The organism is Neptunomonas japonica JAMM 1380 (genome assembly GCF_016592555.1).
GTDB classification, from domain to species: Bacteria; Pseudomonadota; Gammaproteobacteria; order Pseudomonadales; family Balneatricaceae; genus Neptunomonas; species Neptunomonas japonica_A.
In genome coordinates, this window is the sequence record NZ_AP014546.1 from 377908 (window position 1) to 398799 (window position 20892).

At 44.0% G+C, this 20892-nt stretch carries 18 protein-coding genes; 9 read left to right on the plus strand and 9 right to left on the minus strand.

Features of this window, described 5'->3' with window-relative positions; translation table 11 throughout:
• Positions 1–6 precede the first annotated feature (6 nt).
• The 8 genes from ubiE to NEJAP_RS01785 all read right to left on the minus strand — a co-directional run bounded on the left by ubiE (position 7) and on the right by NEJAP_RS01785 (position 10123).
• On the minus strand, positions 7–765 hold the full coding sequence (gene ubiE, locus NEJAP_RS01750) for a bifunctional demethylmenaquinone methyltransferase/2-methoxy-6-polyprenyl-1,4-benzoquinol methylase UbiE (RefSeq protein ID WP_201349018.1): 759 nt from the start codon (positions 763–765) through the stop codon (positions 7–9).
• Positions 766–827: 62 nt separating this feature from the next.
• Positions 828–1205: a gamma-butyrobetaine hydroxylase-like domain-containing protein gene (locus tag NEJAP_RS01755; RefSeq protein ID WP_201349019.1), complete on the minus strand. Its 378-nt coding sequence runs from the start codon at positions 1203–1205 to the stop codon at positions 828–830.
• 64 nt (positions 1206–1269) lie between these two features.
• On the minus strand, positions 1270–2616 hold the full coding sequence (gene hslU, locus NEJAP_RS01760; protein ID WP_201349020.1) for an ATP-dependent protease ATPase subunit HslU: 1347 nt from the start codon (positions 2614–2616) through the stop codon (positions 1270–1272).
• A 20-nt stretch (positions 2617–2636) separates the two neighbouring features.
• Positions 2637–3167: an ATP-dependent protease subunit HslV gene (hslV, locus tag NEJAP_RS01765; RefSeq protein ID WP_028467886.1), complete on the minus strand. Its 531-nt coding sequence runs from the start codon at positions 3165–3167 to the stop codon at positions 2637–2639.
• 85 nt (positions 3168–3252) lie between these two features.
• Positions 3253–3960, minus strand: coding sequence for an SPOR domain-containing protein (locus tag NEJAP_RS01770; RefSeq protein ID WP_201349021.1), 708 nt, complete (start codon positions 3958–3960; stop codon positions 3253–3255).
• Between the two features lie 13 nt (positions 3961–3973).
• The gene (argS, locus tag NEJAP_RS01775; RefSeq protein ID WP_201349022.1) at positions 3974–5734 is read right to left on the minus strand and encodes an arginine--tRNA ligase; all 1761 of its coding nucleotides are present in this window, start codon (positions 5732–5734) and stop codon (positions 3974–3976) included.
• Between the two features lie 141 nt (positions 5735–5875).
• Positions 5876–7846 (minus strand): methyl-accepting chemotaxis protein, encoded by a 1971-nt coding sequence (locus tag NEJAP_RS01780; protein WP_201349023.1) that lies wholly within the window; start codon positions 7844–7846, stop codon positions 5876–5878.
• Between the two features lie 87 nt (positions 7847–7933).
• Entirely contained in the window at positions 7934–10123 is a 2190-nt protein-coding gene (locus tag NEJAP_RS01785) for a primosomal protein N' (protein WP_201349024.1), read from the minus strand.
• Positions 10124–10334: 211 nt separating this feature from the next.
• Here NEJAP_RS01785 and rpmE point away from each other — a divergent pair, with 211 nt between their 5' ends.
• The 3 genes from rpmE (at position 10335) to NEJAP_RS01800 (ending at position 12723) form a co-directional block, all read left to right on the plus strand.
• A complete protein-coding gene (gene rpmE, locus NEJAP_RS01790; protein ID WP_201349025.1) occupies positions 10335–10559 on the plus strand; it encodes a 50S ribosomal protein L31 in 225 nt (74 codons plus the stop codon).
• Positions 10560–10588: 29 nt separating this feature from the next.
• Complete coding sequence (locus tag NEJAP_RS01795; RefSeq protein ID WP_201349026.1) at positions 10589–11326, plus strand: thermonuclease family protein; 738 nt, start codon at positions 10589–10591, stop codon at positions 11324–11326.
• A gap of 131 nt (positions 11327–11457) precedes the next feature.
• Positions 11458–12723 (plus strand): malic enzyme-like NAD(P)-binding protein, encoded by a 1266-nt coding sequence (locus tag NEJAP_RS01800; protein ID WP_201349027.1) that lies wholly within the window; start codon positions 11458–11460, stop codon positions 12721–12723.
• 106 nt (positions 12724–12829) lie between these two features.
• Here the strand turns inward: NEJAP_RS01800 and NEJAP_RS01805 are convergent, their stop codons facing one another.
• The gene (locus NEJAP_RS01805; protein ID WP_236591029.1) at positions 12830–15211 is read right to left on the minus strand and encodes a penicillin-binding protein 1A; all 2382 of its coding nucleotides are present in this window, start codon (positions 15209–15211) and stop codon (positions 12830–12832) included.
• Between the two features lie 154 nt (positions 15212–15365).
• On the opposite strand from NEJAP_RS01805, the gene pilM reads away from it, so the two are divergent.
• From pilM to aroK, 6 genes are read left to right on the plus strand one after another with little or no spacing between them, the layout of a single operon-like run.
• Positions 15366–16427, plus strand: a complete 1062-nt coding sequence (gene pilM / locus NEJAP_RS01810) for a type IV pilus assembly protein PilM (protein ID WP_201349028.1) — start codon at positions 15366–15368, stop codon at positions 16425–16427.
• Between the two features lie 9 nt (positions 16428–16436).
• The gene (locus NEJAP_RS01815; RefSeq protein ID WP_201349029.1) at positions 16437–17051 is read left to right on the plus strand and encodes a PilN domain-containing protein; all 615 of its coding nucleotides are present in this window, start codon (positions 16437–16439) and stop codon (positions 17049–17051) included.
• A complete protein-coding gene (locus tag NEJAP_RS01820; protein ID WP_201349030.1) occupies positions 17048–17653 on the plus strand; it encodes a type 4a pilus biogenesis protein PilO in 606 nt (201 codons plus the stop codon). The genes NEJAP_RS01815 and NEJAP_RS01820 overlap by 4 nt, the downstream gene beginning before the upstream one ends.
• Complete coding sequence (locus tag NEJAP_RS01825; protein WP_236591030.1) at positions 17637–18206, plus strand: pilus assembly protein PilP; 570 nt, start codon at positions 17637–17639, stop codon at positions 18204–18206. The genes NEJAP_RS01820 and NEJAP_RS01825 overlap by 17 nt, the downstream gene beginning before the upstream one ends.
• Positions 18207–18221: 15 nt before the next feature.
• A complete protein-coding gene (gene pilQ, locus NEJAP_RS01830) occupies positions 18222–20339 on the plus strand; it encodes a type IV pilus secretin PilQ (protein WP_201349031.1) in 2118 nt (705 codons plus the stop codon).
• Positions 20340–20355: 16 nt separating this feature from the next.
• Positions 20356–20880: a shikimate kinase AroK gene (gene aroK, locus NEJAP_RS01835; RefSeq protein ID WP_268927823.1), complete on the plus strand. Its 525-nt coding sequence runs from the start codon at positions 20356–20358 to the stop codon at positions 20878–20880.
• Positions 20881–20892 lie beyond the last annotated feature (12 nt).

The window sequence follows — 20892 nt, forward strand, 5'->3', positions numbered from 1 at the left end:
TCTCCGTTACGGTTTAATACCCGTATGTAGGGCGACGATACCGCCCGTCATATTTTGAAATTTACAATTTGCCAAACCTGCGTCTTGCATCATGCTTTTTAATGTTTCTTGGTCAGGGTGCATGCGAATTGACTCGGCTAAGTATTTATAGCTCTCAGAGTCTCCCGCGATTAGCTGGCCTATTTTTGGCAAAATATTAAAAGAATAGAAGTCGTACATTTTGGTTAGTGCTGGATTATCTGTTTTTGAGAATTCCAGAATCATCACTTTACCACCTGGTTTTAAAACGCGAGCCATTGAGCGAATGGCAGCATCTTTATCCGTGACGTTACGCAGGCCAAAAGCGATAGTAATGACATCGAAAGTGTTGTCTGGGAATGGTAGGCACTCAGCATTGGCTTGTACAAATTCAACGTTGCCGGCAACACCGCGGTCCATTAACCGATCACGACCGACTTTCAGCATAGAGTCATTAATATCAGCAAGGACTACCTTGCCTTCGGTACCAACGATTCGCGAAAAGCGCATGGTAAGGTCACCCGTGCCTCCCGCAATATCCAAAATTTTATTACCACGGCGAGCACCGCTTTGTTCGATCGTTAGCTTTTTCCAAAGACGATGGACACCTCCAGACATGAGGTCATTCATCAAATCATATTTGCCGGCGACTGAGTGGAAAACGTCAGCTACTTTTTTGACTTTGTCTTCAACAGGTACTTCACGAAAGCCAAAGTCTGTGGTGGATTTTTTGTTCTGTTCGCTCATATTCTTTTTGCTCGGCGGGTGCGTTTGACGCATTGTACCTACGCTGTAAACGTTTGTCCTGTTTAGAACTTGCCAATCAATCCCTGATCACGTGATTCGCCTGCCTCGGCAAGGCTTTGTAAATACTTATCCCAGTACTTGTCGTGCTGTACTGCTAGGTCGTGTAAGTATTCCCAAGTGAATAACCCACTATCGTGGCCATCATCAAAGATTATTTTTAGCGCATAGTTTCCAGTGGCTTCAACCCCTTTAATAGCAACGAATTTTTTACCTGTTTGCAGAGTGCCGTTACCGATACCGTGACCGCGAACCTCTGCTGAGGGAGAGTGAACACGTAAAAATTCTGCACTGAGCTCATAACTATCTTGCTCATAAATAAGTTCTAGTGTCTTAGATTTTTTATGCAACTTTATGTTTGAGGGGATCGACGTAGAAGTCATGGAAGTCTCTTGGTAGGTATGCAGTGAGCCTGCTGTCGCAAGCCCACTTATAAAGAAGTAAGAATTAGAGTATGTAGTGACTCAAATCCTCATCCTGGCTGAGTTCACTCAACTGCTTATTTACATACTCTTCATCAATAGTGATAATTTTGCCCGAATCATCTGAAGCATGAAACGAGAGCTCTTCAAGTAAACGCTCCATCATCGTATGAAGCCTGCGAGCACCAATATTTTCGGTTTTCTCGTTAACCTGAAAAGCGAGCTCTGCAACGCGAGCAATGCCTTCATCAGTGAAGGTGACATCTACTCCTTCTGTCTTCAGTAGCGCAATGTATTGTGCTGTTAAAGACGCAGTAGGTTCTGTCAAAATACGACGAAAATCATCAGGCGTTAGCGCGTTTAACTCAACACGAATAGGTAGTCGACCTTGCAACTCAGGAATAAGATCTGAAGGTTTTGCTAAGTGGAAGGCACCCGAGGCAATAAATAAGATATGGTCAGTTTTTACCATGCCGTATTTTGTGTTGACGGTACAGCCTTCAATGAGTGGTAATAAATCACGTTGAACACCTTCGCGTGATACATCGCCGCCACCCGATCCTGAACTAGCGCGCTTGCAAACTTTGTCAATTTCATCAAGAAAAACAATACCGTTTTGCTCGACCATTTCGACAGCGCTTTGTTTAATGTCTTCCTCTTTCACCAAGTTAGCGGCTTCTTCTTCAATAAGCAGTTTCATTGCTTCTTTGACAGGCATTCGCTTGCTTTGCTTATTGGCTGCGCCCATATTAGAGAACATGCTTTGCAGCTGGTTTGTCATATCTTCCATGCCAGGAGGCGCCATGATCTCTACATTGGCTTTTGACTGAGCAACATCAATGTCGATCTCTTTGTCATCTAGCTCGCCTTCACGTAGTTTTTTGCGAAAAATCTGCCGTGTCGCGTTGTCGGTCTTGCTATCTGCTGAAGTGTTGTTGTCGCTATCTGTAGGTCTTGCTTGTGGAAGCAGGGCATCTAGAATGCGATCTTCGGCTGCATCTTCAGCACGAAAACGAACTTTTTCTGTTTCTTGCTCGCGAATCATTTTGACAGCCATGTCGATCAGATCACGTACAATCGTTTCAACATCGCGGCCAACGTAACCCACTTCTGTAAACTTAGTGGCTTCAATCTTAATAAAAGGAGCGTTAGCGAGCTTGGCTAAGCGGCGAGCGATTTCTGTTTTACCGACGCCTGTAGGGCCGATCATCAGAATGTTTTTTGGTGTGACTTCAACGCGTAACTCTTCAGGTAGCTGCATTCGACGCCAGCGATTACGTAGCGCAATAGCAACTGAGCGTTTAGCATCCTGTTGGCCGATAATATGGCGGTCTAATTCGTGAACAATTTCACGGGGTGTCATGTTAGACATGTTAGGGCTCCTAAATGCTTTTAGTCTTTTGCTGGCAAAGTTTCGATAGTTAGATTGTGGTTGGTAAACACACAAATGTCGGCCGCTATGTTAAGGCTTTTCTCAACAACTTCTTTCGCGCAAAAATCAGTATTAGCTACCAATGCCTTAGCTGCAGCTAGGGCGTAGTTGCCACCGGAACCTATGGCGATAACACCATCTTCTGGTTCGATTACATCGCCAGTACCAGATAATAGGTAAGTTTTTTCATCGTTGGCGACGAGCATTAGTGCTTCAAGGCGGCGTAAAACACGGTCACTACGCCACTCTCTAGCAAGATGGATAACGGCATTGACGATATTGCCGTGATGTTTATCAAGTTGCTGTTCAAATAGATCTCGCAGTGTAATGGCGTCGGCTGTACTGCCTGCAAACCCGGTAATAACGTTGTGTTTAGGTAAAAGGTTTACTTTCTTAGCGGTACCTTTCATGACAGTGTTGCCAAGAGATACTTGTCCATCGCCACCGACGACGACTTGATCACCGCGGCGTACTGAAACAATTGTTGTCATGGGAGCTTGACCTTATTGGGTTCGGGTTACTCCAGATATGGGATTTCCCCAGAAGAATTTCAAGGGGAGAGGTGTAAAATGATGTTTAATCGACTCGGATAGTCATCGCATTAATATTTAGGCGGGCTAGTTTGTCATGGGCTTTATTCATGACTGAGCGATTATCAAAAGGGCCTATCCTGACTCGGTACCATAGGCCATTGGCACCGTTTGATGGGTTTGTGTGTACATTTTTGAGGCCTGAGAGTAGCAGTTGCGCTCTCATTTTTTCAGCATCTGCTGCATTTCGAAATGAGCCTGCTTGAAGTACATACGTCTTATCAAGTTTTGCGCTGCGTGGTGTCGATTTGTATTCTTTTACTGCTGCTGGTGTGATTTCATCTTTTGGAAGCAGCTCATAAAACTCATATTTATTCTGCTTTGGTGCCGCTTTAGCTTCTACGGATTTTTCTACAACTTTGGGTCCTGAAGCAGGTTTTTTTATTACTGTAGGTTTGGCTGCAACGGCTTTTTTCTCCGTACGTTTTACCGCAGGAGCTGGTTTTTTAACGGGAGCTGACGCTTGTTTTTTTGTAGTGGCTGTTTGGGGGGCCTGTATTGAATCAACGTTTAGTAATTGGTTCAATAAAAAAACGAGACCTGCAAGAGCGACTAAGCTAAATAGAGCGAGTTTCCATGGCTTGCGCTTAGGGGCAGGTGTTGCCTTTGCACGTGGTTTTGCTGCTGCCGACCGGTTAGGGCTGGCAGGAGACTGCTTTCGTGAGCGCTGAACAAAATCCTTACGCGAAGCCATGGGTGTCCTTTATTTACATCTGTTCAGGTGAGCTAACACCTAACAGGGTCAGGCCATTGTTAAGGATCTGACGGGTTGCTTCGCTAAGTGTGATACGAGCATTTCGTAGTTCTGCATCATCAATTAGCATTTTGTTAGCGTTATAGTACGAGTGGAAGTTATTCGCCAGTTCTCGAAGGTAATTGGCAAGTAAGTGTGGCTCGTAATTAACCGCTGCATGAGTAAGCACTTCTGGATATTTAGACAATCTAGTAATCAAGTCTTTTTCATGTTCTGTATCGAGCTTGTCTAAGTTTGCTAAGCCTGACTCTTGATCCCAAACCCACTCGTTTTCAGCTAGCTTGCGATGCACCGAGCAAACGCGCGCATGAGCATACTGAATATAGTAAATAGGGTTATCTTTTGACTGTGTTTTGGCTAGCTCTAGGTCAAAATCCATATGTTGGTCCGCTTTACGGGTAACATAGAAGAAACGGCACGCATCTTTACCTACTTCATCACGTAGCTCGCGTAATGTTACGAATGAACCAGAACGCGTAGACATTTGTACACGTTCTTCACCGCGGTAAAGTATAGCGAATTGGACCAAGCGAACTAATAATCGCTCTGGGTCATAACCTAAAGCCTGACAAGCCGCTTTCATACGAGCAATGTAACCATGGTGGTCTGCTCCCCAGATATAAAGCACCTTATCAAAGCCGCGTTCAAACTTGTTTTTTAGATACGCAATATCTGACGCAAAATAAGTTGTTAAGCCATTTGCGCGACGAACAACACGGTCTTTGTCGTCACCGAATGCTGTTGAACGAAACCATAAGTTTCCTTCTTCTTCAAACAGGTAACCATTTTCCTGAAGAGTGTTGAGTGCGCTTTCTACATCGCCATTGGCTGTTAAGCTAAGCTCTGAAAACCATTTTTGGTATTGGACACCAAAATCTGACAAGTCATCGCGAATATCTGACAGGATTGAGTCCAATGCTGCATTAAAGAAAACGGCATAGCCATCGGCTGTTAAAAGTTCTTGGGCCCTTTCTATTAATGCATCAATGTGTGTTTCTTTATTGCCGCCTTGAGGTTCGTCTGCTGGGATGTTGCACATAACTTCATCAAGAGGGCGGTTGTATAGGTCGGCATGCTCATCAATAACGGATAAAGCTATGTCATGAATATAGTCGCCCTTATAACCATTACTTGGAAAAGTAACAGTAGCGCCAAGCTTTTCTAGGTAACGTAGCCACAAGCTAGTCGCCAAGATGTTCATTTGTCGGCCAGCGTCATTGACGTAGTATTCGCGTTCAACAGGAACCCCAGCGGCTTCTAACAGGTCGGCAACTGATGCGCCGTATGCTGCGCCACGGCCGTGACCTACATGCAGCGGCCCCGTTGGGTTGGCTGACACAAACTCCACTTGTGTGCGTTCAGTGCTGCTGGCAAGGCCGCGACCAAATTCGGTTTTTTGGGCAATAATCTGGCCAATAACAGCCGTTGTGGTTTCTTGAGTTACAAAGAAGTTGATAAAGCCAGGTCCGGCAATTTCAGTCTTATCCAAATTCTCAGACGCTGGTAGAGCATCAATAATCAGTTGGGCTAACTCACGAGGGTTGCGTCGAGCTGGTTTGGCTAAGGCTAGGGCGATATTTGAAGCAAAATCACCATGTGATTTATCGCGTGTGTTTTCAACCATGATAGAAGGTTGGACATCAGCGGCGAAAATGCCGTTGTCGCTCAGTGTTTTTAGTGCTGCACTGATCAGATCTGCAATATGCTGTTTCATTTGCCTGTAGATACCAGTTCGATTTGAATATTTTAGGAAGTAAAAGCTCGAGAGTTAAACGGCCCAGAACGAACCGGCTATTATCCCCTGTTGGCGCTGGGATGTTAACCCCTCGCCAGCAGAAGATTGGATGTTTTATACTCAGATGGTGAAACGGCGAATTAACTCACGTTGTATTTGAGCAATTTTGAGCAATGTGGTGCTGCTCTCTGATGCCGTATGGGCGCCTTGTGCTGTTTCCGTCGCCGCTGCGTTAATGCTAACTAATGTTCGGCTGACTTCCTGAACTGCGCTATTTTGTTGTGATGCCGCTTCTACAATGTGAGTGTTCATATCACGAATAGTTTCGATAGCTGTTTGCATAGCAAGTAATGCGTCGCTGGATGATTGTGCGTGCTGCACGCATTCCCCAGCCTTGTCGTGGCTGTTTCGCATCCCACTTGCAACACTACGTATACGCATTTGCATGCTGTTGACCATCGCTTGAATTTCTTCAGTAGAGTTTTGTGTCCTACTAGCCAGTTGTCGGACTTCATCAGCCACTACAGCAAAGCCTCTCCCATTATCGCCTGCACGCGCAGCTTCAATAGCGGCATTGAGCGCTAAAAGATTGGTTTGTTCTGCAATAGTGTTGATAGTGACCAAAATTGAGTCAATTTTTTTGCTGTCCATTTCAAGCTCTGTTGACGCATGAACGGCTTCTTCGATAACGGATGCTTGGGAGGATATGCTGGTACGAGTCAGTTCCATTTTTTGATCTACATCTAGGCTTAACTCTTCGCAGTGCTGTACTGCTGATAAGGTTGAATCGGCATGGTGAGAGACTTCGGACACTGTGTTCTTCATCTCGGCTGATGCTGTGGATGTTAGTTCTAGTTGTTGGCTTTGAGCGGACATGGCAGATGTCGTTTCTGTACTTATTTGAGCATTATCTTCAGCTACTTGGGATAGCTGTTTTGAGTTGCTTATCACTTGTTGCAAGATTTCTTGGAGGCCTGTTACTACAGTGTTTAAACTAACAGCAAGTTCGCCAAATTCATCGCTACGTTTATCGTTAAAACGTATAGTTAAATCGCCTTCCCCCACGGCTGTAAGTTGTTGGCGTATGCTGTTGAGAGGAACGCGTATAGTGTGCATGATGATCCAGCCGACGAGGCAGGCAATAATTAAACCGGCAGCACTGAGTCCGTAGATTAATAGCTGGCTGGTTTTTATAGTGTGTGTTGCTTGGGTTCTGGCACCATCTGTTTGTTCTAATGCGATGCTCAGTACTTTTTGTAAGGCTGTTTCTGTTAGTGATAACTGCATTTCTGCATTTTTTAATTGGCTATCCAAAAGCTGGGATGCATTATCTTGTTGGATATAAGCCCCTAGAAGACCAACGCTCTCTTCTAAAGAAGATTTTAAGCCGTCAATGATACCTGCTATTCGCTCACCATCTTTATCAAGCGCAACAAAGTTTTTAAAACCCTTTGTTACTTTGGCTCTTAGTTTCAGCAACGATGCTTTTAGCTTGGTAATGTCATAAGTTTTTTGGTAGATACGCATAGCTGTTTTGACTTGGTTTACTGTCCTTAGTAATACTTGAATACTTGAACGGGCTTCTTCTGAGGGATTTTTTGTTAAATACCTTTGCCCCCAGTTAGACATGGAGTCGATCTGGGCTTGGAACATCTGTATTTCAGTAACTACCTTGCGTGACAGTATGGTTCGATGAGCATGTGTTTTTTGTACTTCTTTGGCGGCTTTTGCATAGTTGTTAGCCGCCGTTTCGGATTCAATTAATGCGCTGTAGAGCGTGCTGCCTACTTGTTGTTGGCTTTTTAGTTGTGTTAACCCTTGGTTGAAATCTGAGAAGTGTCGATCAAAAGCTTTTAGGTGTGTTTGAAATTTTTCTTCGCGGCTATTTAAAAATTTGAGAAGTGATTGGTTAGCTTGATTTAGCGCGAGAGTTTGTTGGTAGCTACTGGTCAGATGTGGAACCGATTCATCTGAGATCAAGTGTAGTTGTTTATTGATGTCGTTTATTCCAAAAATGCCTCCTGTACCAATAACCAGAATAGTAATAGCTAGTACACCAAAACCCATGAGTATTTTTTTGGATATGTTCATCTGCTTGTATTTCTTCTTTATTATTAGACTTTTTATGTAAGTGTAGACACTTATAATGGCATATCCAGCACAAACATTAATAAAAGCTTAATACATATCGTAAGGGTCGATATCTATGGACCAGCGTATTTTACTGGCCATGGGGTGCGTCTCAATATTGGCGCAGAGATAACTCAGAGAGTGCTGGAGAAGGGGGCGTGACAGGCTAGAAATAAGCAACTGAGAGCGAAAAACACCGGCGCGCTTTTCCATAGGGGAGGGGAATGGGCCTGACCACTGAACGTGGGGGAATGCTTGGCTTTGTTGATCTCTTATCGACTGTAAAAAGCCTTCCGCTCTGCCGGTATACGCCGCTTCTGCTCGAATGATCGCAATATGTTGATAGGGTGGAAGTTGGAATTGGTGTCGCTGTTTAAGCTCTTCTTTGGCAAATGTTTCATAGCCTTTAGTTGCTAATAGTTCTAACAGTGGATGCTCAGCATGATGTGTCTGTAGAACTACTTTCCCGGGGTGCTCAGCTCGTCCAGCTCGCCCAGCTACTTGTACTATCATTTGTGCCGTGCGCTCCATGCCGCGAAAATCGGTACTGAATAGTCCTGCATCAGCATCTAAAATCGCCACGAGTGTTACTTTAGGAAAGTGGTGGCCTTTCGCAAGCATTTGTGTGCCCACTAAAATACAAGAAGCTCCTTCTTGGACTTGCTCCATTATCTTTGCCATTGATCCTTTGCGAGAGGTGCTGTCCCGGTCAACTCGGAAGATGGGTGTTTTAGGAAATAGTTCGTTGAGCGTTTGTTCGGTGCGCTCTGTACCGGCACCGACAGGCTTTAGTGCACGACTGCCGCAATGGTCACATTGTGATGGTATAGGGCGCTGGCTGTCACAATGATGGCAATGTAGGTGAGCCGGTTTTTGGTGGAGTGTCATTCTAGCGTCACAGCGTCGACATTCGGCTAGCCAGCCACAGTCATGACATATAAGGCTGGGAGCAAAGCCTCTGCGGTTAATGAAAACCAGTACTTGAGTGCCCTTTTCTAAGTGTTGCTGGATTTGTGTGACGAGCGTAGAAGACAGTCCGTTATTAAGTGGGAGTCTCTTTATATCTAATAATTGAAATTCAGGTGTTTTCGCGTTGCCTGCTCTAACGCGAAGCATTAAGTGTTGGTATCTATTAAGAACGCAATTATGTAACGACTCTAGAGAGGGGGTTGCGCTGCCTAGGACGATAGGGACTTGTTCGGCGTGGGCTCTGACTACAGCAAGGTCGCGTGCGGAATAGCGAAACCCTTCTTGCTGCTTGAATGAGCTGTCGTGTTCTTCATCAATGATGATGATACCTGGAGATTTTAGTGGTGTGAAAATAGCAGATCGAGTACCGATAACAATGGGTGCCTCTCCTTTAGATGCATGCATCCAAGCATCGAAGCGTTGCTTGTCAGTTAGATTGGAGTGTAAAACGGCAACAGGAACACGAAAGCGGCTTTTGAAACGTTGGACGGTTTGTGGGGTTAGGCCAATTTCAGGTACTAATATCAGGGCCTGCCGTCCTTTTTTTAGTGTTTCGTGTATGGCTTGCAGGTATACCTCTGTTTTGCCTGATCCAGTAATGCCGTCGAGTAGAAAAGCATTGAAACCCTCGTCTTTTGTTATCGATTGGAAGGCGTTCTGTTGCTCTGTATTTAGCACTAAAGGTGCTTCTTTAAGTAGGTGTGAAGCCTCAGGCAGCGAATGTTCTTGAGTGACTTTTTTGATGAGCTTTTTGCTTTCGAGTGTGGCGAGCAATGTTATTTGGCCACCCTCTGCCCTTATTGCTTCCTTGCTAATGCCTTGTGGGTGCTCTGCAATAAGTTGATATAACGCCTGCTGTTGATGAGCTCTTGCGGAAATACCCTCTGCAGAGGCATTGTGCGTGGCTTGCCAAAGGTAAGTGTGTGTTGCTACTCCTTCGCCACCTTTGCGTAGGTAAACTGGAAGTGATTGGAATAAAGCATCACCAATGGGGTGTTGATAATAATCTGCGGCCCATAGCGCTAAATCTCGAATATATTGTGGCTGCAAAGGTGTGTTATCTAAGATATCAATAACAGGCTTTAGTTTGCTTGTAGGGACATCCGTTTCTGTAACGACTTCGAGTAATATCCCGATGAGTTCTCGTCTACCAAAAGGGACTTTTACGCGCACGCCTGCTTGGAAAGAATGGGTGTTCGCATGTTCCGGAGGCAAGTAATCAAAATGCCGTCTGAGAGGAGAAGGGATAGCCACGCGAAGAAAAATCATGAATTTATGCTTTACTGAGTTTTGGTTGCTTAAGTGTAAGGGCTTTTGGTAGAGGTTTAAATGGTCTATGTGCTTGCAGCTAATGGTATCTGTCCGTATAATTTGCCGCCTATCATTATAGGCTGGCTATATGCCAGTGTATTTTTATTTGTACGGTGCCTGACAACGAATGATCAGGTGGCGGTGCAGAAACAACTCTGAGGTTTTTACTATGAAAGCGGACATCCATCCTAAATACGAAGCCGTGACTATCACGTGTTCTTGCGGTAACGAAATGAAAACAAGCTCTACAATGTGCCATGATATGCACGTGGATGTTTGCAGCCAGTGTCACCCTTTCTACACAGGTAAGCAGAAAGAAGCAACTTCTGGTGGCCGTATCGACCGCTTTAACAAGCGTTTTGGTTCTATCGGCACTAAAAAGGCTGCTGAATAATCATACAGTTTTTCAAAAAGGCACTCCTAATGAGTGCCTTTTTTGTGTCTGCTATTTCAGTTGTACAAGCATCTGATAGCTGTATGTCGAGCATTAAGAAAGTAAAAGTGTCGGTGCGCTATGTTTATGATGGAGATACGCTACAGCTGTCGGATCGTCGTCGAGTTAGGCTGGTTGGTATTAACACGCCAGAACTGAAAAGTGGGCCTAGTTGGTCGAGAGTGATCGCGCAACAAGCCGCTGCCGTATTGAAGCATTGGGTTTCGCTCCATAAAGAAGAGATATATCTACAAGTAGAGAGAGAAGCGCATGACAGCTATGGTCGTGTTCTCGGTTATATTGTGGGCTCTAATGGCGCAGGTCCTGATATTGAGTTGCTCGAAAAAGGCCTCGCTTATTCTGTTGCGGTAGCGCCGAATGTGCAAAAGCAAAAGTGTCACTGGTTAATAGAAAAAAAAGCGCGTTCGGCTGGTGTAGGTGTGTGGGCGCATGAGCCTGTGCGTGCAAGTAAGTTTGGTAAAAAGCATCTTGGTTTTGCCGTGCTTCAAGGCAAGGTAACTAGACAGTTTCGCTTTAAAACAGCGGACGCCTTAGTGCTTGATGACAAAGTGGTTGTTATGTTGCGAAATACATCGCGTTTGGTCTCATTATCCGGTCGCAATGTTCAGGTAAGGGGATGGGCTCAGGCAAAAGCTTTTAAACGTGATGGGTTTAACGCTGCATTTACCGTGTATTTGAATCATGCATCGAATATCGAAGTGCTCTAATTATGTTTGTTATTTCTTGCATGCTTAGTATTAGAAGGTTAGTTCCTTAGTTGGAGGGGAGTTGTCCCTTTAATCTCTTTTCTATATGATTCTTGACTCGTCTTTTGTTATAAAAAATTGGAACAGCAATCATGTCTGAAGATCTGAAACAAGCGGCACTGGATTACCATGAATTCCCTCGTCCAGGCAAAATCAGTGTTGAGCTGACTACATCAGCAGCAACGGCCCGTGATCTTGCTTTGGCTTACAGCCCGGGTGTAGCGGAGCCTGTCCGTGAAATCGCGCGCGACCCTGAAAATGTCTTCCGTTATACAGCTAAAGGTAATTTAGTCGCAGTTATTACAAACGGTAGTGCAATTCTTGGTTTAGGTGATCTTGGTCCATTGGCTTCAAAACCAGTCATGGAAGGTAAATCCCTACTATTTAAGAAATTTGCTGGTATAGATTCAATCGATATTGAAGTAGATGCAGAGAGCCCACAGGCGTTTATTGACACTGTTGCGCGTATTGCTGAAACTTTTGGTGGTATCAATCTTGAAGATATCAAAGCGCCTGAGTGCTTTGAAATTGAGCGTGTTCTTATTGATCGCTGTAATATTCCAGTGTTCCATGATGACCAGCACGGTACTGCTATTGTAACTGCAGCAGGCATGATCAATGCTTTAGATATTGCCGGTAAGAAGCTAGATGAAGCTAAAATTGTGACCTTGGGTGCTGGTGCTGCCGCTTCTGCTTGTATGAAGCTGTTGATCAATATGGGCGCAAAAGTAGAAAATATCTACATGCTTGACCGTAAAGGTGTGATTCATTCTGGTCGTGAAGATCTAACACCAGAGAAAGCAATTTTTGCTACTGAAACTGATAAGCGTACACTTGATGATGCTATCGATGGCGCTGATGTATTTGTTGGGTTGTCTGGCCCTAACTTGCTGTCTGCTGATCAGTTGAAGAAAATGGCTGCGACACCTGTTGTGTTTGCATGTGCTAACCCAGATCCTGAAATTCTACCTTCAGTTGCACATGCGGCTCGTAACGACGTTATTATGGCGACAGGTCGCTCTGATTTCCCAAATCAGGTTAATAATGTTCTTGGCTTCCCGTTCATTTTCCGTGGTGCGTTAGATGTTCGTGCTTCTGCGATCAATGAAGAGATGAAAGAAGCCGCAGTACGTGCTTTGGTTGATTTGGCTAAAGAGCCAGTGCCACAGGATGTATTGGATGCATATGGTTTAGAGTCTCTGGAATTTGGTCCTGAGTATATTATTCCAAAACCAACAGATACCCGTTTGTTTGGTGCTTTATCAATGGCTGTAGCTCAAGCTGCAATCGATACAGGCGTAGCGCGTTTGCCTTTGCCAGCTCATTATCCGCTAACGACATTGGCTGATATTGTATAAAGTATAGTTAATGTGCTTTTAGCAGAGTGAAAAAAAACCGGCATTGCCGGTTTTTTTTCGTCTTGAGTTTGGCGTGATTTTTTGGCCCGTTTTATTCGATGACGCCTTAGAAAAGGTCTTCAGTGGACTGTCCGTTGGACGATGCGTTCTCGGCCACACCTTGGTGTGGTGTTTGCTCGGCTTTAAAGTATTCGTATAGGGTGTTGCTTTGTTTTGAACTGGCACGTAACCCTGTGCTTGAGTGAATCCGTACTTGGACTATGCCATTAGGTCTTGGTATCGGTGCTTCAGGCGTGTCAGCTAAGGCTTCTCGCATGAAGTCGACCCATATGGGTAGTGCGGCAGTGCCGCCAAACTCGGAGCGTCCTAGGGGGGCTGGTTGGTCATAGCCGACCCATGAAGTGGTTACCAGTTTGTTATTGAATCCCGTGAACCATGCGTCTTTCTGTTCGTTAGTTGTGCCTGTTTTTCCTGCTAGGTCTGACCTGTTGAGCACTTTAGCGCGTGTGCCTGTACCACGTCGAATAACATCTTGCATGATGCTATAAAGTAGAAAGTTTGTACGTTTATCCATAATGCGCGAAGCAATATTAGTTGTTGACGCGGCTGTCGGGTCAGCGGCTTTATTTTCATTGGTATGTGCGGAGCAGTCGTGACAAACGATAGGTGTATTAGTGGTAAAAATAGTTTGGCCGTATTGGTCGTTAATACGATCAATGAAGTAAGGTTCAACTTTATAACCACCGTTTGCTAAGGCTGCGTAGCCAGTCACTAGTTCTAGTGGAGTCACATCGGCGCTTCCCAGCGCAAGTGATAAGTTCGCTGGTAGTTTTTTAGGGTCAAAACCAAAGCGAGATAAGTATTCTATTCCTTTATTAAAGCCAAGAGAGCGTAACAGACGAATGGAAACTAGGTTGCGTGACTTGTATAAGCCGACCCTTAGGCGTGTTGGCCCTGAAAACTTTTTACTGGAGTTTTGAGGGCGCCAGTTACCATCAAGGCCTTTGTCTTGTAAAACCACAGGAGCATCGTTAATTATAGAGGCGGGTGTGAAGCCATTTTCCATAGCCGCGGCGTAAATAAAAGGTTTAAAGTTTGAGCCTGGCTGGCGGTGAGCTTGAGTCGCGCGATTAAATTTGTTGTGAGTAAAGCTAAATCCACCGACAAGTGAGCGAATCGCTCCAGATTGCGGTGTCATAGAGATTAATGCGCCTTGTGCTTTGGGTACTTGGCTCAGTTCCCAATACTCGCCTGTATTAAGTATGCGCACAAGGTCGCCTGTTTGAACAATCTTAGCTGCGTTTTTAGGCATTGGTCCCGCGTAGTTGACAGTTTTAAACTTCTTTGCCCACTTCAACCCTTCCCATGGGAGAGTAACTACTTCTCCATTTTTTCGTTGTGCGGTAGCACTTTTTTTATCGACATTGAGGATGATGGCCGGTTCAAGCTGAGCAAAGGAGGTTTCTTTTTTTAGTAACGTTGTTACCTCTTCAGGTGACAGATCTGCAATGTTATGTTGCTTTTCAGGGCCCCGGTATCCATGGCGTTTCACATAATTGACAAGCCCATTGCGTACGGCGGTGTTGGCTGCTGACTGCATTTTACTATTAAGAGTGGTGTATACAGTGAAGCCGTCGGTGTAAAGCTCATCACCATACTGCCCGTATAGCTCGCTTCGCACCATTTCTGCAATATAAGGAGCGTATAACTCTATTTCTGTAGTGTGGTATTTAGCGGTGACGGGGGCTTGTTGAGCTTCTTTAGATTCTTCTAGGGATATATAAGATAAGCTGTGCATGCGGCCTAGAATCCAATTCCTGCGCTCAATTGCTCTTGTAGGATTGGTGATAGGGTTGAACGTTGAAGGGGCCTTGGGGAGGCCTGCAATCATCGCCAGTTGAGGCAAAGACAGCTCATCAATGTTTTTTCCATAATATACATTGGCCGCAGCTTGGATCCCATATGAGCGGTGTCCTAGGTATATTTTATTGACATATAGTTCAAAGATTTCTTGTTTGGAAAGTGATTGTTCGATCTTTAAAGCAAGAAATATCTCGCTAAATTTTCGCTCAAAAGTTCGCTCTCTTGTTAGAAAAAAATTCTTGGCAACCTGCATGGTGATGGTTGAACCGCCGCTTTTAATTTTTCCGGTCGAAACTAGCTGGTAGGCTGCGCGTGAAAGCCCAATTAAATCTATTCCATAATGTTCGAAAAAACGGCTATCTTCCGCTGACTGAAGAGCTTGAACAAATGTTTCAGGAATTTTTTCATAGGTGATGGGTGTACGCTTTTTTTCACCAAATTCAGCAATTAATTTACCATCTGACGATAAAACTTTTAGCGGAGTTTGAAATTTTATATCTCGTAAAGTTTCTACGTTTGGCAGTGTCGGTGCAAAATGCTGGTAGAGGCCAATGACGGCTGCAGCCCCCAGTATTAGGCCAATAAAAGCTAGAATTAAAGCGAAGCGGAAGAAGGATTTAAGCACGCGTATACTTACCTTGAAATAGTTTTTATTCAATAAAATACATTATATCGGCGCTAATATACTCTCTCTAGCTTAATTAAAGTTTAATTTTTCATTATTTCAGCTAAAGTCATTAGGTAGAAGGTAAATTTATATATTTAAAGGAACTTATTAAGTGGTCAGCTTTTTCGGGAAGAAAACGGCCAGCTGGGTCGGTGTTGATATTGGTTCGTCGTCGGTTAAGTTGGTTGTCTTATCCAGACGCGGAAATCTGGTCGGGCTAGATGCCTATGCTATTGTGTCATTGCCTCCAACGGCAGTTGTTGATGGAAATATTCAAGAAGTACAGCCTGTTACTGAGGCGATAGAGCGAGCTATTAAAATTTGTGCTCTAAAGCAGGGTAATGCAATTGCTGCAGTCCCCTCTTCTGCGGTTATTATTAAACGAATGGAACTGAGTAAAACGTTCTCTGAAATGGAACTTGAAGATCAAGTTAAAGTTGAAGCTGATCAGTTTATTCCTTACCCCTTAGATGAGGTTGCGCTTGACTTTGAAGTTTTAGGCGAATCAAGAACTCACCCTGAATTGAATGATTTGTTGTTGGTTGCATGTCGTCGCGATGACGTTGATCAGCGCGAAGATGCGATTAATGCTGCAGGCCTGAAATGCGCGATTGTTGACGTAGATACATATGCGATTGAACGCGCCTTTCCAATGCTTATCACTGAAGATCTTAAAAGTGACGATATGGTCGCGATTGTGGATGTTGGCGCTGCTACGCTAACGCTCAATGTTATTCGAGATCATAAAATTATTTACAATCGAGAACAGTCTTTTGGTGGGAATGATCTAACTACAAATATCCATCACCAATACGGTATGGCTATAGATGAAGTTGAGCAGGCTTTAAGGTTGGGAGAGATTGGTGACGAGGTAAAAGAGGCTGTTATTCAGCCTTTCCGTTTAACTGTTTCTCAGCAAGTGTCTCGTGCATTACAGTTTTTTTACTCCTCTGGCGTTCAGCACCAGCTTACAAAAATATACTTGTGTGGAGGCGTCGCTTCCATTGATGGTTTGACAGATATTTTGACAGATGAACTGGATATTCCGGTAAATATAGCTAACCCATTTGAACAAATGGATGTGAGCGCTAAGGTTAATAAAGAGCGCTTGGTGAAAGATACGCCTGCATTGGTGAAGGCTTGTGGGTTAGCGCTTAGATCGTTTGATCAATAGGGAATAGTAATGGCAAAAATTAATTTACGACCATGGCGAGAGGAGCGCACAGCGGCAAGGCAGAAAGACTTTGTTACTAACCTCGTTGCTTCCGCTATATGTGCTGCCGCTCTTGTTCTTATGATGGGCTATTATTACGACGTACAGATGGATCGTCAAAATGCCCGCAACGATTTTATGAAAGCAAACATCTCTAAGCTTGATGAGAGAATTAAAGAGATAGAAGAGCTTAAGAGGCAACGTGAAAGGCTGTTGGAGAGACTGAATGCCATTCAGGAGTTGCAAGGTAATCGGCCTATTATTGTAAGAAATTTCGATGAATTAGTTAGAGTATTACCTGATGGTTTGCATTACGACTTCCTGGAAAGAAAAGAAGCCGGTTTCTCGGGAGCCCTAAATAAGGACGCAATCAACATTAAAGGCTTGGCTCTTCAAAACAAGGATGTATCCGAGCTGATGAGGCGCCTTAATTCATCTATTTGGTTTGGTGAGCCTAATTTGTCACAAGTAGGCGCTTTAGGCGCAGGGGCTGGGGCCGCTAGAAAGTCCTTGGCTTTGGCTGATATAAGGGCATTTGATCTTTCAGTTATTTTGACTAAACCTAAAGCTGAGGATGCGAAATGAAAAGTCAGTCTTTGAAAAATGCATTCCAAGGGTTTGATCCAAATAATATGGATATAAACACTGCTGGTAATTGGCCAGTGGGTGTCAAAGCAATTGTCTATTTAATTATTATGGCACTCGTGGTTTATGCAGGTATTCACTTTTATGTGAGTGAGCAGCATGTGCAGTTGGAACGAGAAATCCAGAAAGAGAGTCAGCTTAAACAAGAATTTGAGAAAAAGTCGTTCCAAGTCGCAAATTTAACAGCGCTAAGAAAGCAGATGGAAGACGTTGAAGGTAAGTTTTCTGAGCTATTAGGGCAGCTTCCCACTGATAAAGAAGTGCCGGGTCTACTTGAAGATATTAGTGATATTGGGCGCGCCGCAGGCTTGCAGATTGAGCAAATTGCTTTAGAAGGTGAGAGAAAGGAAAAGTTTTATATTGAGCTGCCGATAAATATAGAGGTAGAAGGGACGTACCATCAAATGGGGCAGTTTGTCAGTGGGGTAGCAGCAATTAAACGCATAGTTACGTTACATGACTATACGCTAGTGCCAACGGATGATGGTCTGTTGAAAATGGGAATCAGTGCGAAGACTTATCGTTATGATGATACTGAGTAGACTTTCTTATAGGGGGCTCCGTGCCTTGGCTGCCGGAGTGGTGATTAGTTTAGCAACGGGTTGTATCTGGGTTGAAGATACCGCTGATCTGTCTAAATTCATTACTGATATACAGGCTAAGCCGAAAGGAAAAATTAAGCCATTACCAACCTTTGAGCCTTATCACAGCTTTGTTTATCAAGGAGCAAGCCTGAGAGACCCGTTTGTGCCATTGGTGCGTGTAGTATCAACACTGTCTAATTTTGAATTAGAAGATGGCGACGGTCTTCAGCCAGATCAAGATCGTTCTAGAAGCTATCTTGAACAGTTTTCTGTGGATCAACTTTCTATGGTTGGCACTATCGGTAAAGCTGAGAATGATTTCTTTTGGGCGCTTGTGCTTGATGATAATAGCGAAATACATCGTGTGAAAATTGGAGACTATTTAGGTTTGGATTTTGGTCGCGTTATTGCTGTTTCAGATCAGCAACTTGATGTGATGGAAATTATATCGAATGGACGGGGTGGATGGATGCAGCGTCCAAGAACTATTGAGTTAGCCGAGCAGAAATGAGCGAAGGATAGAAACATGAATAACAACAATGCTTATCTACAATCCCATGGCGCGGGGCTTCTCAAAGGCGTTTTCATTGCAGCGCTCTTGTTGTTGAGTGCAGTTTCTCAACCAGTTTCAGCTCAACAGGAGGTGGCGTTAAATAAGTCTTCTTTTGTGGCGCTGCCGGGTAATAAAATTGAGGTTAAGCTTGATTTTGATGCCGTACCTCCAGTACCTAAGGCCTATACAATTGATAGTCCTCCTCGGTTAGTTCTGGATTTCTGGGGTGTAAAGAATGACCTAGGTGCGAAATCTGTTGATGTAAAGGCCGGCGTGGTTGAATCTCTTAATTTTGCACAAGGTAACGGCCGCTTACGAATAGTAACAAACCTACATGGTATGACTGATTATCGTACCTTTACTGAAGGACAAAGTTTATTCGTTGTCTTTGGTGAGAAACCAAGTAAGTCTGCGTCTGTAGCGAAAGCGGCACCTACACATACCTCTAAACCGAAAAAAATGTCCGCTACACGCTCTGTTTTAGATGCCTATAATGACAAGACGCGTGTTCAGGGTATTGATTTTGAACGTGTTTCTGGGGGGGTGGGGCGCATAGTTATCACGCTTTCAGATGATCAAGCGGGACTTAATATTGAAGAGGAAGGAAACAACGTAGCTGTAAATTTCTCAGGAGCAAGTTTATCTCCTTCATTGCAGCAGCGTGTCAATGTGCAAGACTTTGCAACGCCAGTTATGTTTGTTGATGCTATGGCGAGTGGAAAGAATACAACGGTACTGATTAAGCCGGGTGCTGAGCCATATGACTACATGGCATATCAAACAGGCAACAAACTTATTTTAGATTTTAAACCACTGTCGCGTGCTGAAAAGGATGAGTTGAAGAAGAATGACTTTCCTTATAGTGGAGAAAAAATAGATCTCAACTTTCAAAATGTTAGTGTGCGGTCAGTGTTGCAGATATTAGCTGAGGTCGCACAGCTCAATTTAGTGGTTGATGATGCGGTTGAAGGTGAGATTACGTTGCGATTGAAGCATGTTCCATGGGATCAAGCTCTCGATATTGTTATGAAGACGCGTGGTTTAGATAAGCGACAGGTTGGTAACGTATTATTGGTAGCTCCTGCTGAAGATATAGCAGAACGTGAGCGAGTGGAGCTTGAGAGTCAGAAGCAAGTAGAAGAGTTGTCACCACTGAAAACTGACTTTATACAGGTGGATTACCGTAAAGCCTCTGAGATGCGATCGCGTATCTATGAAGCGAAGTTGGTTTCAGAGCGTGGGTTCATTGTTGCAGATGATCAAACCAATGTATTAATGGTAAGAGAAACCGTCAGTACCTTACAGGAGATTCGTCGTACGCTACGTAAATTTGATACTGAAGTAGCTCAAATTATGGTGGAAGCGCGACTCGTAACGGCCTCAACTGACTTTACTCGTGACTTGGGTGTGAAGTGGGGATTTGGTTTGTTGCAAGGTAACTTTATTGCCGGTGGTGGTGGTGGTACTGCTCCGTATTTTAGAGATAATTTTCCTGCTGATGGTGGTAAAACTCAGCTGGGTGTTGATTTGGGTGTGAGTCCACAGTCTTCTATTCGTTTAGGTTATGCTACTAGTAATTTCCTTATATCTACTGAGCTTTCAGCACTGCAAAGTGAAGGTAAGGCAGAGATTATTTCTCAGCCTAAGATTATTACAACTAATGGTAAGGCTGCACGTATTCAATCAGGTCAAGAAATCCCATATCAGACAGTTGAAGATGGTGAAGTGAAAATTGAATTTAAGGATGTAGTGTTGAGTTTAGATGTGACTCCGCAGCTTAATCCTGGTGATAGAATCACGTTAGATTTGAAAATTAATCAAGATTCTTTGGGCGAAGTTCTACCTAATGGTGAAATAAGTATCGTTAATAATGAACTTGAAACTTCTGTTGTTGTTAAAGATGGTGATACGATTGTCCTTGGCGGTGTTTATAGAAACGAAGTGGTTGATGCTGTTGCTAAGACTCCTTTCTTAGGTGATTTGCCAGGAATCGGAGCTCTGTTTCGTAAATCAGAAGTGCAAGACAAAAAAGTCGAGCTGTTGATATTTATTACACCTAAGTTAATTCGAGAGTCTTTATCGGCAAAGTAGTCGGAGTTGTTCCAGCTTGAATATTTTTCTTATCGGTCCTATGGGGGCTGGAAAAAGCACCATAGGGCGCATGCTATCTCAAGAACTTAATCTTCTGTTTGTGGATGTTGACCGGGAGATTGAAGAGCGCGCAGGCGCTAATATTCCTTGGATATTTGATGTAGAAGGTGAAGCGGGTTTTCGTGATCGTGAGGAGTCCGTAGTAGATGAGCTAACGCAGATGGATGAGCAGGTACTGGCTACCGGCGGTGGGGCTGTGCTTCGGTCCATCAATCGTGCTAATTTACAGAGTAGAGGGTTTGTTGTTTATTTGGATACATCTATAGAGCAGCAATTAGAAAGAACAGCGAAAGATAAAAACCGTCCTCTATTAAATGCTGAAAACCCTCAGGCAATACTTGAAAAGCTAATGCTTGAACGAGATCCTTTGTATACGCAGACCTGCGACCTTATTATTAAAACGGATCGTAGACATCCTCGTGGCGTGGTTACTGATATTGTTAAACAACTGGTGCGCCAAGGTATTATTTCTGGCGGCTAACAATAATTTGGA